9 protein-coding genes are annotated in these 14691 nt (G+C 60.1%); 3 read left to right on the top strand and 6 right to left on the bottom strand.

Going from position 1 to position 14691, the window contains the following annotated elements:
- The coding region (locus tag Q5H31_RS02640) for a hypothetical protein (RefSeq protein ID WP_302457453.1) at window positions 1-266 on the bottom strand (266 nt) is incomplete at its 3' end.
- A gap of 327 nt (window positions 267-593) precedes the next feature.
- Complete coding sequence (locus Q5H31_RS02645) at window positions 594-1685, bottom strand: class C sortase (protein ID WP_270291266.1); 1092 nt, start codon at window positions 1683-1685, stop codon at window positions 594-596.
- Window positions 1686-1921: 236 nt separating this feature from the next.
- Between Q5H31_RS02645 and Q5H31_RS02650 the strand changes: the two genes are divergently transcribed.
- Window positions 1922-3388: a cation:proton antiporter gene (locus Q5H31_RS02650; protein WP_117565188.1), complete on the top strand. Its 1467-nt coding sequence runs from the start codon at window positions 1922-1924 to the stop codon at window positions 3386-3388.
- Between the two features lie 18 nt (window positions 3389-3406).
- On the opposite strand, the gene Q5H31_RS02655 is transcribed toward Q5H31_RS02650, so the two are convergent.
- Window positions 3407-6406, bottom strand: a complete 3000-nt coding sequence (locus Q5H31_RS02655; protein ID WP_302457454.1) for an ABC transporter permease — start codon at window positions 6404-6406, stop codon at window positions 3407-3409.
- 352 nt (window positions 6407-6758) lie between these two features.
- Here Q5H31_RS02655 and Q5H31_RS02660 point away from each other — a divergent pair, with 352 nt between their 5' ends.
- Window positions 6759-8288 carry an amino acid permease gene (locus Q5H31_RS02660; RefSeq protein WP_302457455.1) on the top strand — a complete coding sequence of 510 codons (1530 nt, stop codon included), beginning with the start codon at window positions 6759-6761 and terminating at the stop codon, window positions 8286-8288.
- A 137-nt stretch (window positions 8289-8425) separates the two neighbouring features.
- Here Q5H31_RS02660 and Q5H31_RS02665 read toward each other — a convergent pair whose 3' ends face one another.
- Window positions 8426-10273: a sialate O-acetylesterase gene (locus tag Q5H31_RS02665; RefSeq protein ID WP_151918822.1), complete on the bottom strand. Its 1848-nt coding sequence runs from the start codon at window positions 10271-10273 to the stop codon at window positions 8426-8428.
- 426 nt (window positions 10274-10699) lie between these two features.
- Here Q5H31_RS02665 and ilvC (Q5H31_RS02670) point away from each other — a divergent pair, with 426 nt between their 5' ends.
- A complete protein-coding gene (ilvC, locus tag Q5H31_RS02670) occupies window positions 10700-11740 on the top strand; it encodes a ketol-acid reductoisomerase (protein WP_117759970.1) in 1041 nt (346 codons plus the stop codon).
- 196 nt (window positions 11741-11936) lie between these two features.
- On the opposite strand, the gene ilvC (Q5H31_RS02675) is transcribed toward ilvC (Q5H31_RS02670), so the two are convergent.
- Together ilvC (Q5H31_RS02675) and Q5H31_RS02680 are read right to left on the bottom strand one after the other, a co-directional pair.
- On the bottom strand, window positions 11937-12989 hold the full coding sequence (ilvC, locus tag Q5H31_RS02675; RefSeq protein ID WP_302457456.1) for a ketol-acid reductoisomerase: 1053 nt from the start codon (window positions 12987-12989) through the stop codon (window positions 11937-11939).
- Between the two features lie 285 nt (window positions 12990-13274).
- Entirely contained in the window at window positions 13275-14624 is a 1350-nt protein-coding gene (locus tag Q5H31_RS02680; RefSeq protein ID WP_011742628.1) for an MFS transporter, read from the bottom strand.
- Window positions 14625-14691 lie beyond the last annotated feature (67 nt).

The following is a 14691-nucleotide window of genomic DNA, read 5'->3' on the forward strand; positions in this document are numbered from 1 at the left end:
TCTGACGGCTGCTCTTGCTCTGACGGCTGCTCTTCTCCCACCATCAAATTTTGTTCCACCGGCTGTGAATCCTCTTGCCCAGATTCTTGCAATACCGGCTGCTCGATTTGTTGTTCCAAGGCTCCCGTGGCATCTTCCGCCGCCGCTGACGAAGCAGTGACGCACCCCACGCCGGCGAGCATTGCGACCGTCGCGACGGCCGCAATGACACGACGCGTGAACAGACCTGTGCCCCTCGCCCTGTTTCGCTCAAAGACGTGTCTCATACGCCTACCCCCTTGTACCGTTAAGCGATCGGGGAAATACCTTCCTCCTTCGACCGGTATATTTGATGCGTCTTCGCTTCACATACCGTCCGACAATCGCTTCGTTGCCTAAACCTTAAGGAGAAAAACAGAGGGATACATACCCTCCCAACGAGGTAATCAAGGGGATATACTTTCCTTGAAATCGCACATATCATCGCGATTCTAGAGTATTCTTGCCCCCGTAAATCGCGATGCAAAAACTATAAGCAAACGTTGTCATGTCTCTTTCAGAATTTTCCCCGACAAAAAAGCATCTGTCAAGTGCAACATTAACGCCATCAACCCCTAGTTGCGCTTTGGCCACCAAGCGGCATGCCTACGGACATGCCACGGACAGCGGAGCAGCCAAACCAACAACAAACCGACCAGCAACGTGGCAGCTGACACCACGCCCGCAATCACACGCACATCTTTTGCCGCATCATCCTCCGCGGGAATCTCTTCGGGAATGGCGGAACGTAATGCCGAAACCAACAGACGATGCGTATTCACACCGTACGGAGTGCATGTCATCAACGTGACCCGATCCTCGCCAGAGGTAATCTTCAATTGCGATGTGTCGTTAGGTTCGATTTCGGTAATACGATCCACCATATAGCCAAGCGTATGGCCCATCACATCGATATAGAAGTAATCACCAACCCGCATCTCATCCAAACGCGTAAACATTGAGGCTTCAACCAAACCCCGATGTCCGGTAATCACCGCATGCGTATCCTTGCCACCCACCGGCAGACTACTGCCATACAAATGCCCCGCACCGGACGCAAGCGTCTGCTCCGACGTGCCATGGTAGATCGGCAAATCTACAGAAATCTTTGGAATGCGGATGGAACCCATCACGCCATCGCCAGTATCCAGCAAACGCTGGTATTCCGCGTCTTTGGAGCTAGCGGAATCCTTGTTACCATCGCCAGTGGCGCCTGCGCCCGTCGAGCTGGAACCGGAACCGTCGCTGGAGTCGGACTGATTGTTGTTGTACAACTCGGCGAGCGGATCCTCAGCCTCGCCAATCACCGGCTGCCCCGATTCGGCGAGACGCTTGTTGTACGCCCCAGCTGCGGCGAATGCCTCGTCGGCCTGCGGATACGGCCAGCCCGCGACGCTCTGCTCGGAACGGGCGGACGTGCTCGCCAGCTTTTGCGCGGACTGGTATTGCAGCACTTTCGGGAAAAAACCAATGCCGATTGCGGAGAAAATCAGCACCGCCGCAAGCACACGCAGGGCAATGGATCTACCCACGTCGGCGCGACGCTCGCGAATCTCTTCGGACACATCGGTCGCCTCGGCGAACGTCGGCGGAACGTAGGTGCGTGTATCTTGCGACCCGCTGCTTCTCGACCCGCCGCACGTGCCCCCTCGCAAAATGCCTGCCATCAGTTTAAGCCCCCTTGAACCACCTAGTACAGGGACATTATATGGCGTTCCGGACGGACTTTGCACCCTACCTAGTGCGCTTACAAACAAAACAGTTCCGCCATTTTCCACGGATAATAAAAGCTTATAGAACCCCCTCCCCCATAAAATTAACAAAAACTTAACCTCACCCCCAGCGCGTCATGGGGGTCACCGCGTATCCGAGCACCGTCACGCAGACTCACTAGGCTGGAAACATGACGCAAGAGCTTGTTTCCCTGACCATCATCATGGCGGTGGCGGCCGTCAGCCCGATTGTGGCGCAGCTGATTCCGGGAAGGTTCATTCCACAAACCGTACTGCTGCTCGCCGCCGGAGCCGCACTCGGCCCGTACGGACTGGGCGTGATCGAAGTGAACGACGCCGTGAAACTCTTGAACGAGCTCGGCATGGCGTTCCTGTTCCTGCTCGCCGGCTACGAAATCGACCCCAAACGACTCGCCGGACATCAAGGCAAAGTCGGACTGCTTACATGGGGAATCACGCTAGGCCTCGCCTGGCTGGTCGTGACATTCCTTCCGTTCTTCACCAAGCAAGGCATCAACGGCATCGCCACGGTAATCGCACTTACCACCACCGCTCTCGGCACGCTCATGCCGATTCTCAAGGAACGCAGCCTCGAAGGCACCCCCATCGGCGACGCCATCATCTCGTACGGAACGTGGGGCGAACTCGGCCCAATCCTCGCCATGGCCATCCTGCTATCCACCCGAACCGGCTGGCAGACCATGCTCGTGCTCGGCGCGTTCCTCGCCATCTGCCTACTGTGCGCGATGCTACCTACGAAAGCACTGAAAACCGGCCATCGCCTGTACCGTTTCCTTACGGAAAACGCGAACACGTCATCGCAAACGCTCATGCGACTGACCACATTCCTGCTCATCTTCCTTGTCACCATTTCCGCACTGTTCGAACTTGACGCGGTGCTCGGCGCGTTCGCCGCAGGCTTCATCCTGCGTTACATCATCCCCGACGGCAGCAAGTCGCTGGAAATGAAACTGGAAGGCGTCGGCTACGGCTTCCTTATTCCTGTGTTCTTCGTGGTGTCAGGCGCCGCGATCAACGTGCGCGCCGTGGCAGGCCGGCCCGCACTGCTCGTCGCGTTCATCGTCATGCTCATGCTGATTCGCGCGGTGCCCGTATATGTTGCGTTGTCGCTCGACAAACGCGAGAATCCGCTGTCATCGCATCATCGCGTCACCGTAGCCCTGTATTGCACGACCGCGCTGCCGATCATCGTCGCCGTCACGTCGCTGGCGGTGAAGGTCGGCACCATGCAAAGCGACACCGCGTCGACACTGGTCGCAGCCGGCGCGATTACAGTGTTCCTAATGCCGCTGCTCGGCTCGATTACATATCAGGTGGCCGACGTGCATCCGGTCACCGCGGTTCGGGAGATTGCGCACACGCCATCCGATTGGCGGACGATCGTACGCGAACATGCACAGGTGCGTGCGCTGCTGCACCATCAGGACCGGCTCAAGCGTATGGCGGAGATGTTGGAATCGCTGGAAAAGCAGGAGGGGCTGAACGGTTTGGACAGCCGTCGCGCCGAACTTGTGGAACGTGCGCGCCTCGAAATCGACCGCCAACTCAAGGAACTCGGCCTGGACCCGCAGCTCACCACCCAACTCCCCCACAACTACCGCTACCCGAAGAACTGAGAGGGCTTCGGAGGGGCGCTACTCCACGGACTTGAGGGAGCTGATGGGGTCGATGCGGTCGAGGACGGGGTTGACGAACAGCTGCACGAGCAGCGCGAAGGCCATGGTCGCCACGGCCGCGATCACGTAGCTCAGCGGCTTGACCTCCACCTCGAAATACAACGAGGGCATGTTGAGCGCCATCGTCAGCATGCCGCCGACGAGCCGGCCGAGCGGCAGGCCCAGTATCACACCCATGACGGTGAGGATCATCATCTCGCGGTTCACGTAATGGTGCACTTCGCGGTCGAAGAAGCCAAGCACCTTGAGCGTGGCCATCTCGCGCACGCGTTCCGACACGTTCGTATTGGCGAGCGTGAACAGCACCACCAGTGCCAGACCGCCGGCAAGCGCCACGATCAGCGCCACCACCGCGCCCATGAGGTCGAATTTGAAGCTGTCGGCCATGTGCGCGCAGCTTACGGCCTTCATCACCGAACTGTCCTCTTCGAGCGATTCCGCATAGTCGGTTTGCGAAGTGTCGGAGCCGGAAAGCTTGGCGAGCATGGCGTTCCACGTCAGAGCCTCGGAATCCTCGGAACTCTTGGAATTCTTGGTGTTCTTCGCGTCTTTCGAGTCGAAAAGCTTGGCGTAGTAGGTTTCGCTTACATACACATCCGAGCCGATGAGGTTGCGATTCACCGCGCTCACCTTCGCCGTCGCCTGCACGCCGTCGCCGTTGGTCAGTCGCACCTTGGAACCGGCCTTGACGCCCAGCGCGCTTGCCGCCGACTGCGCGACGATCACGCCATCGTCATCGAGTTTCAGCGAACCGGTTTTGCCGACGCCGGACGTGCCCAGTATGCCGGACGAGACCGGCTGCAACGTGACCATTTCGCCCAAATCGGACAGATGCTTTTCCGGCACCGCGACCAGCTGGATGCTTTCGCTGCCGCTGCTGCCGGCCTTGCCGCTGTCACCGTCGCCACTGCCCGCAACCGTCAAATCGCCCGACTCTATGCGCACGTCAAGCGATGACGTGACGCGCCCGTCTGACGCGACTTTCGTGCGCATCGCCGACGCGTCCGAATCGTCGGAAACCACCATCAGGTCGTACTGGTAGATGTCGCGGTATTGCTTGATGCCGAGGTCGGCGACGGTGTCGTTGATGGCCAGGCCGCAGACGATCAGCGCGGTGCAGCCGGCGACGCCGCCGACCGTCATGATGAGGCGCGACTTGAAGCGGAAAATGTTGCGCGCGGTCACTTTGCCGAGGAAGCCGATGCGATTCCAGACCGGCCGAATCCGTTCCAACAGAATGCGCGAGCCGGCGCGCGGCGCTTTCGGACGCATCAGCGCGGCGGGCGTCATGCGCATCTCCTGCACACACGCGTAGATGGTGGCGGCGAGCACGCCGACCACGAACAGCGCGATGCCGAGCGAGCCGTACAGCCAGTCGTATTCCAGTCGCAGGCCGGGCATCACATACATGCCTTGCAATACGACCAGCAGGAACGCAGGAATGCCAAGGAAGCCGGCGATCAGGCCGAGGCCGCCGCCGATGAGGCAGGCGAGCAACGCGAACAGCAGGTAGCGCGACGCGACCGCCAGCCGCCCGTAGCCGAGCCCCACGTACGTGCCGATGAGCGAGCGGTCCTCTTCGACCATGCGCGCCATGGCGGTCAGGCTCATCATCACGGCCACCAGCAGGAACACAATCGGGAACGCGTTGCCAAGCGATTGGATGGAGTCGAGGTCGGATTTGAGCGCGCTGAACCCGCCGAGCGACTGCCGGTCCTGCACATACCAGCGCACTTGCGGAATGCTGGTTTTCAGCTCGTTTTCCTTGGTTTTCAGCGTTTGTTCGGTACTTGCCTTCTGCTCGTTCAATTGCGATTGCGCCTGGTCGAGCTGCTGCTTGGCTTGCGTCAGTTCGGGACTAGCGGCGATGATGGTTTCACGCATTGTTTCACGCGTGGTTTCGTCAAGTTGGGGGGTAGTTGCACCTGCGGCCGCCGCCGCACCTGCGTTCGCGCCGTTTGTCGCAGCTCCCGCAGCAGCCGCGCTTGCCTGCATGTCGACAATCTGGTCGACCTGCTGGTTGAATTGCTGCCGATTCGCGTCGATTTGCGACTGCGCGTCCGCGAACTTCTTGTCGGCTTCCGCACGCGCGTCGACGATCTTCTTGTTGCCCGCACCGAGCAGTTCCTGCCGACGGGCCTTCTGGCGGTCGGTTTTCACGGTGCCGTCGATGCGGTCGGTCACCTGCTTGACGGTGTTTTCGTACGATTCGTCGAACGTGCTTTCGGCGGCCGTGCCCTTGACGAGCAGCGTGGCGGACGTGTAGAGGGTGCCGGTCACGCCATCGGACGGCGCGAAGAACGTGTAGTCGGTGGTGGCGGTGGAACGGAACGAGGTCATGGCGGAGTAGCCGTCCGGGTTGCTCAGGTTCTGCGGATCGAGCACCACGCCCACAATGGTGAGCTTGGTCGGGAAGCTCGGCGCCTCGTCCGTGCCGTTCGTTTCATTCGTGCCGGAATTATCAGTGCCGGAATTATCAGCATCGGAAGTATCGGAGGAAGCCGATTCGGGGGTTACGGTGAGGCGGCTGCCGATATGCTTGCCCGAATCGCGAATAAATTTTCGGGTTACCGCGATTTCGCCGGCTTTTTTCGGCATGCGCCCTTCCTGCAAGTATGGCTGGTCGATGCCGTTCGTGCCGATTTCCTGCATGGTCGCCGACTTGCGGCCGTCCAAATCGAACGTCACTTCCTGCGACCGTTCCGCCTGCACTTTCGCAACACCGTTCACCTTGCGCAACGCGGCGATATCGCCGTTCGACAGGCCCGCGGTGGACAGCACCTGGACGTCGTGCAGGCCCTGCGCGTCGAAAAAGCGGTCGGTGCTGCGGAACGCGTCACGGCAGCCCGCGTAAATGCCGGTGAGCACGGCCACACCGAGCAACGTGATCATGGCGATGGAAATGAATCTTTTCCACGAATGCGCCCACATTCGCAGCATGTCCTTGACGAATGCCATGTCGACCTCCGTTCGTAGCCCCTCATTCCATTGAACACCATGAAGCTTGGAAAGACGCGCCAAACCGCACATCCGCAACACGTGTCCAAATCGCGCGTTCGAATCGCACAGCAATCGCGCGAATCGAACTTCTAAACCAAACAACCCGTTAAGCAAACCAGACATTCCGGAACGAACAAACCAACACTTTGCCCGCCGCTTCCCGCTACAATCGGAAACGTTCCCTCACAAAGGGCGAATCGCAAAAAAGCAAGCAAAACAAGCACATGCAAGCGTGCAACAGCACGCAACGCAAGCAGCGAGCGCAACGCACAACGCGCAATCGCAAGGAAACAGAGAAGAGGAAATCTCCATGAGCGACGTCACCGCCGCAAAGAAGCCGCGTGGAACCGACGACGTGCCGGTTCCGCCGACGCTCCGTAAATCGTTGAAAAACCGCCATATCCAGCTCATCGCGCTGGGTGGCGCCATCGGCACCGGCCTGTTCTACGGCTCCAGCGAATCCATTCAGCTGGCCGGCCCGTCCATTCTGCTCGCCTACCTCGTCGGCGGTCTCGCGATCTTCATGATCGTGCGCGCTCTGAGCGAGATGGCGGTCGAGGATCCGAAGGCTGGCGCGTTCAGCTACTACGCGACGCGCTACTGGTCACGGCGAGCGGGCTTCATTTCCGGCTGGAACTACTGGTTCAACTACGTGCTGGTGGCCATGGTGGAGCTTGCCGTGGTCGGCTCGTTCGTGAACTACTGGTTCCCGAACATTCCGAAGTGGGTGTCGGCGGCGGTGTTCCTCGTGGCCATCGCGGCGCTGAATCTCATGGGCGTGAACAAGTTCGGCGAATTCGAATTCTGGTTCGCCATCATCAAGATCGTGGCCGTGCTGGCCATGATTCTCGGCGGCCTGTATGTCGTGATCGCCAACGTGCCGACCGCGTCGGGCATTCGCGCGAGCTTCGCCAACTGGTTCACCGTGGACGGCGGATTCCTGCCGCACGGCCTGATGACCCGCAACGCCGACGGCACGTGGACGGGCCTCTTGATGGCGCTCGTCGTGGTGATGTTCAGCTTCGGCGGCACCGAACTCATCGGCATCACCGCCGGCGAAACCGAGAATCCGCGCACCACCATTCCGAAGGCCACGAACGGCATCATCTGGCGTATTCTCGTCTTCTACATCTGCGCGCTCGGCGTGATCATGGCGGTGATTCCGTGGAGCAAGATCGACGGCGATTCCAGCCCGTTCGTGCAGATCTTCGATTCCGTCGGCGTGCACGCGGCCGCCGGCATCCTCAATTTCGTGTGCCTGACCGCTGTGATGAGCGTCTACAATTCCGGCCTGTACGCCAACTCCCGCATGCTGTATTCGCTGGCAAAGCAGGGCAACGCGCCGGCTTACCTGGGTAAGCTCAGCAAGAAAGGCGTGCCGGTTGGGGGTGTTATCACTTCCGCGATAATTATTGCGATTGCCGTTGTCGTCGTGTTCGTATGGCCGGAATTCGCGTTCAATTACCTGATGTCGATCGCCACGATCGCGGCTGCGATCAACTGGATCATGATCATGATCACGGAGATCAAGTTCCGTCGCATGGTTGCGGCTGGCGATGGCCCGGCCGAACTTAAGGGGCTGAAGGGCAAGGAAGCGCTCGACAAGATCGCGTTCAAGCTGCCGTTCGCCAACGTGACGCCGTACGTGGTGATCGCGTTCATGCTGCTGGTCGTGGTGCTCATGTGCTTCTCCGCAAGCTATCGCATCGCCGTGATCGCCGGCGTCATCTGGCTGGCGGTGCTGTTCGCCGCCGCCCAGCTTGCGCTTGGCAAGTCCGGCAGCGAGCGTGGCGAGGACGCGGCGGTGATTGTCGACGCGACTGCTGCAACCGCTGAGTAATCGCAAGAAACACAAAACGGCCCCCTCTTCCGGCTTTTGTTACCCGAATCGGCTGGTTACGGTAACAAAAGCCGGATGGGAATGCCGTTTTTGCGATTAGACGGGGCGATTAGACCGGCGCGACCAGACCGACGGCCTCAGTCAGCGGTGCCGTCGGGGGTGACGGGCTCGGCGGACTCGACGGGGGCGGTATGGTCGGTCAAATCCAAACGGAACGGCTGCGCGGGCAGGCCGTCGTCGTTGAACAGCGGAGCCGGACCCCAGCTGCGCCAGGCGTATCGCATCGCCATCGGCTCCGGCACATCCGGAGTCGCCAGCGTGATCGTGCCGATGCTGCGGCTGTTAATCGGAATGCCGAATTCCGTGGCGTTGTAATCGACCACGTTCACTCTGGAATTGACGAGATCATCGATGTCGCAATCCACGAAAATCGCGGCGGTCGCCGGGTGGAACATACCGTCGGAACCGGCCAGTTCGAAGCCGGAACGTTCCGGCACGCGCACCAAAGTCGGCAGCTGGCCATCGAAATCATCGTCGCCGCCGCCGGGCGTGGTGCCTTCGAAATGCAGGCCGTGCGCATAGCGGAAGAACAGGCGTACGCGGCCGTTCGGGTCGCATCGGAAGCCCAGCACCGTCGGGCCGTGCACCGGAACGCGATCCATGCCGTAGATTTGCCGCAGCGCGCAATTGGCAAGGCGTTCGCCGGGCGTGCGCTTGTCCAGCGGGTGGATGTTGTCGTATTCGCCGCAGTCGATCGTGCAGATGGCGTACACGTTGTCTATGGACTGCGCGGCGTCCCATTGGGCCTCACGCAGCACCGGCCAGCGCATCGGATCGTTGCCGTCCGCAGCCGTCTTGCCGTTGATCCATTGCGGCAACTGCACGATGAGGAACGGCAGATTTTCGCTCCACAGCGCACGCCATTCGCCGATCATCATGCCGAGCAGCTCGCGGTAGGAACCGCTGTATTGCTCGTCTTCCTCACCCTGATACCACAGGAAACCGGCCAGCGAGTAGGGCATGATACGTTCCAGCATGGCGTGGAAGGGGCCACACGGACGCCATTGCGATGTAGGGGTGAGCGGCGGCGGCCACGGGCAGGTGCCGCACTGTTCGCTCAACTCGCTGCTCGTTGCGTTCGGATTGGTCTGACGCACCGTTTCCACAGCCGCGTTCCATGCGTCCATCTGCGACTGCCATTCGCTGGTTTCCAGTTCGAACTGCTGTTGCGTCTTGCCGGCGATCGCCCGCTGGTAACGCGTCAGATAGTCGCGGCCGGCATCGCTGGAATTGAGTGCGTCCTCGCTCATCCAGCAGCTGATCGACGTGCCGCCGATATAGCAGTCGACAATGCCGACCGGCAGATCGGGGTCGAGTTCGGAGCGCAGCTTGCGTGCGAAATAGTAGGCGACGGCGCTCATCACGCCACTGTTTTCCGGCGACGATTCCTGCCAGCTCGACGTATTTTCCGCATTGCGATTGATTACACCGGTTTTGGGCACATTGTAGAAACGCAGCAGCGGATCGGCGCAATCCTCAAGTGCTTCGTCGGCATGCTCGCTGTTACGCAACTCAAGTTCCATATTGCTTTGGCCGCCGGCGAGCCACACTTCGCCGATAAGCACGTCGTCGAATTCGATGGCATCATTGCCCGCGACGATACGAAGCGTGTACGGACCGCCTTCCGGTTGCGCGGGCAGCATCACGCGCCACTGCGAAAAGCCGTTGACCACGTTCTGCGAAGAATAAGCATGTTCCTGCGCGATCAGGGAGCCGTCAAAGTCGTGTATTTCCGCCACAACCTCCATACCGGCGCAATCGGCAGCCAATGCGCCGAACACCGCGATGGGCTTGTTGCGTTGCAATACCATGTGCGAGCCGAAAATCGCGGCGACATGCAGCACGCCCGAGACATTACGCTCCTCCACCTGCTCCATCTGCGCCGTCATTTCGGAACCAGGCGCAATCCCCGTCGCAGTGACCATTGCTTCAGCTTCCTCATCAAACAATCCTACGTGCCTATCCTAAGCCACTTTCCTACCAAAATGCATGAAGCGTCACCTAAATAAGCACATGCTTGCCCACACAAACGTCATTTTCAGCGATCGAAACGTCGCTTCGGTAGGGGCTTAATCGCAATTCCCAACGGAAACAACATTCCAACGGCCCGAAACGTCGCTTCCGTAGGGGTTTCGCAGGAAAGGTATCACGATTGCGCCGCGACGAATTTTTTACGATTTCGCGGCTCACTTTGTGGACTGGATACGTACCAAAACGGCCGCTCCGGTAGGATGGACCCCAGTTTGCAGGACAAAATCCATGCACGAAACCACGAATTTCATCTGCGAATGGTAGAAACCCGAACGCTTTCCAAGCGTTCACCCCACTACACAAAAGGAGTGCCAAGTACAATGGCTGCACAAATCTGGTATGAGAACGACGGTGATCTCTCGGTCCTCGAAGGCAAGAAGGTTGCCATCATCGGTTACGGTTCCCAGGGCCACGCCCATGCGCTGAACCTGCGCGATTCCGGCGTCGACGTCGTCGTCGGCCTGCGCCCGACCTCCAAGTCTGTCGAGCACGCCAAGGAGCAGGGTCTGGAAGTCAAGTCCGTTCCGGAAGCCGCCGCCGAGGCCGACATCATCATGATTCTGGCTCCCGATCAGTACCAGCGCACCATCTGGGCCAACGATATCGAACCGAACATCAAGCCGGGCGCCGCCGTCGCCTTCGCTCATGGCTTCAACATCCACTACGGCTACATCAAGCCGACCGAGGACCACCCGGTCTTCATGGTCGCCCCGAAGGGCCCGGGCCACATCGTGCGTCGTGAGTACGCCAACGGCCGTGGCGTCCCGGTCGTCGTGGCTGTCGAACAGGATCCGCGCGGCGACGCTTGGGACATCACCCTGGCTTACGCCAAGGCTCTGGGCGCCCTGCGCGCAGGCGCCATCAAGACCACTTTCACCGAGGAGACCGAGACCGATCTGTTCGGCGAGCAGAACGTGCTCATGGGCGGCGTGAACAAGCTCGTTGAAATGGGCTTCGAGGTCCTCACTGACGCTGGCTACCAGCCGGAGATCGCTTACTTCGAGGTCTGCCACGAGCTGAAGATGCTCGTCGACCTCATGAACGAGGGTGGCCTGAACAAGGCCCGTTGGTCCTGCTCCGACACCGCCCAGTACGGCGACTACACCAACACCGTCATCAACGAAGACTGCCGCAAGCGCATGCAGTACCATCTGAGCCGCATCCAGGACGGCTCCTTCGCCAAGGAGTTCATCGACGATCAGGACGCTGGCGCTCCGAAGTTCAAGCAGCTGCAGGAAGAATATGGCAACGTGCGTATCGAGACCGTCGGTCCGAAGCTGCGCGCCATGTTCTCTTGGAACAACGGCAAGGATGACGACGCTGACATGGCCACTTTCACCGGCAAGATCGCCCGTGGCTGAGTAACGTCTCGCATTCATTGCGATTAATCGCATTAACTGCGATTGAAGGCCGCCGCCCAAGTTGGGTGGCGGCCTTTCGTTATGCCGGAACGTACGCAACCGTCGCACGCACGACAATATGCAAAAAGCGCCGTCCGCACGAAGCGGGCGACGCTTTCTAATTCGCTAAATAGCTTATGCAGCTAGCGAAGCAATCTCACTGAACCTGGGTACGAGCGATCTTGCCGTTGAAGGACTCGGCCATATCGGCATCGGCGTCCGTCTGGTTGTTCCAAGAGAACATGGCGCGCAGCTTCGGGCCAACGGTCTCCAGGTGCGGGTGGCTGTACTCTTCCTGCAGCTTCTTGAACTTCGGAGCGCCAGCGGCCTGGTCATCCATGAACTCCTTGGCGAAGGAGCCGTCCTGGATGCGCTTGAGCTGGTACTGCATGCGCTTCTTGGTCTCGTCGGTGATGACGGTGGAGGTGTAGTCGCCGTACTGGGCGGTGTCGGAGCAGGACCAACGGGCCTTGTTCAGGCCACCCTCGTTGGCCAGGTCGACCAGCATCTTCAGCTCGTGGAACACCTCGAAGTAGGCAATCTCCGGCTGGTAGCCAGCCTCGGTCAGCACGTCGAAGCCGAGGTCGCACAGGTGGTTGATGCCGCCCATGAGGACGTCCTGCTCGCCGAACAGATCGGTCTCGGTCTCCTCGGTGAAGGTGGTCTTGATGGCGCCTGCACGCAGCGCGCCCAGAGCCTTGGCGTAAGCCAGGCACAGCGGCCAGGTCTTGCCATCCGGATCCTGCTCGACGGCCACGACGACCGGGACGCCACGGCCAGCGGCGTACTCACGACGCACGATGTGGCCCGGGCCCTTCGGGGCGACCATGAAGACCGGATGGTCCTCGGACGGCTTGATGTAGCCGTAGTGGATGTTGAAGCCATGAGCGAAGGCCAGAGCAGCGCCCGGCTTCAGGTTCGGCTCGACGTCCTTCTTGTACACGGCGGCCTGGTACTGGTCAGGCAGCAGGATCATCACCACGTCGGCTTCGGCAACGGCCTCGGCAACAGGCTTGACCTCAAGGCCCTGCTCCTTGGCATACTCCACGGACTTGGAGGTAGGACGCAGGCCGACGACGACGTCGACACCGGAATCGCGCAGGTTCAGCGCATGGGCGTGGCCCTGGGAACCGTAACCGAGGATGGCCACCTTCTTGCCATCGAACACGGACAGATCGGCGTCCTTTTCGTACCAGATAGTTGCTGCCATAATTGGCGCTCCTTTATTGTTTTTTGCGATTCGGAACTTGCTTTTTCCGAACAAACTCGCTATTTTCTATTCTTTTTTCGGTTGTTATCACGGCGAGTGATTCCTAGGATGTTGCTCCCCCCGGATTGTGTCCGAGGAACCACTCCGCCTCTCCTGCGGAACTGTTCTAGTACCGCTTTCTTTATGATGTCTGTTGACGTTCACATAGTGGCTATATTCACGTCAAACGTTTTTTCTAAGGCTCCGAGCCACCCCAAGCGAAGCAGCCCGGCAAGCCGGTCGGCGTCACTTGGTGAAGTCGACGTTCTTCGTTTCCTTGCAGCTCAACACCGCGATGAGGCAGCACAGGGCCATCACACCGAGGTACAGGCCCACGGAATGCACGCCCCAATGATGGGACAGCCAAGTGGCGATGGTCGGCACGAAGGCCGCGCCGACGATGGCAGCCAGGTTGTAGCCGATGCCGGAGCCGGAGTAACGCACGTTCGCGTCGAACAGTTCCGGCAGGAAGGCGCCGATCGGACCGAACGCGGTACCCATCAGAGCGAAGCCGATGCACAGGAACAGCAGGTTGGTGGCGAAGTTGCGCTGACCGACGACCGCCGGATCAAGCAGGAACGGGAACAGCAGGGCGAACGCGATGAGGCAGCAGGAGGAGATGATGATCACGCGCTTGCGGCCGAACTTGTCGGCGTTCACGCAGGAGATCACGATGAACGCGGCGAACACGCAGACAGCGATCATCAGCATCAGCAGATACTCCTGGTTGGTGAAGCCCAGGTTGCCACCACCCTGCTCGACGGTCTTGGTGCCCCAAGCGAGGGACCAGGTTGCCAGCGTGTAGAACAGCGTATAGGTGACGGCCACCAGGAACGTGGCCTGGATGACTTCCTTCCAGCTCTTCTTGAACACTTCGGTAAGCGGGGACTTGACGACCTTCTTCTGCTCTTGGGCCATACGGAAGATCGGGGTCTCCTCCATCTGGACGCGGACGACGAGGCCGACGATCACGAGGATGGAGGACAGCAGGAACGGCACGCGCCAGCCCCAGGCAAGCATCGCGTCATTGTCGTTGAAGGTCTCCAGCAGGAAGTAGGTGCCGTTCGAGAGGAAGAAGCCGATCGGGGCGCCCAGCTCCGGGAAGGAGCCGTACAGCGCGCGCTTGTCTTCCGGAGCGTTCTCGGTGGCCACCAACGCGGCGCCGGACCATTCGCCGCCCAGGCCGATGCCCTGCACGAAGCGGCACAGGCACAGCACGGCGACGGCCGCGACACCCCATTGGTTGTAGGTCGGCAGGCAGCCGATCAGGAAGGTGGCAATGCCCATGGTGAGCAGGGAGACCACCAGCGTGGTCTTGCGGCCCATACGGTCGCCGAAGTGGCCGAACACCAACGAGCCCAGCGGACGGGCGATGAACGCGATGGCGAAGGTCAGCAGGCTGGCCAGCAGCGCGACGGTCGGATTGGTGGTGTCTCCGAAGAACACCTTCGGGAAATAATTCGCAGCGGCGGTGCCGTATGCGTAAAAGTCGTAGAACTCGATGGCGGTGCCGACCATGGATGCTGCGATCACGGTTTTGACCGAATCGCGGACCATCGCCTGCGCTTTGCCAGCGGCCGCTTCGACTGTACTCATTGATGTACTCCCTGTACGTCCTGCTACCGGTTCCCAACTTCCGCCGATAACGATGTTGTTTGTAGTT

The organism is uncultured Bifidobacterium sp. (assembly GCF_959020155.1).
Taxonomy (GTDB): domain Bacteria; phylum Actinomycetota; class Actinomycetes; order Actinomycetales; family Bifidobacteriaceae; genus Bifidobacterium.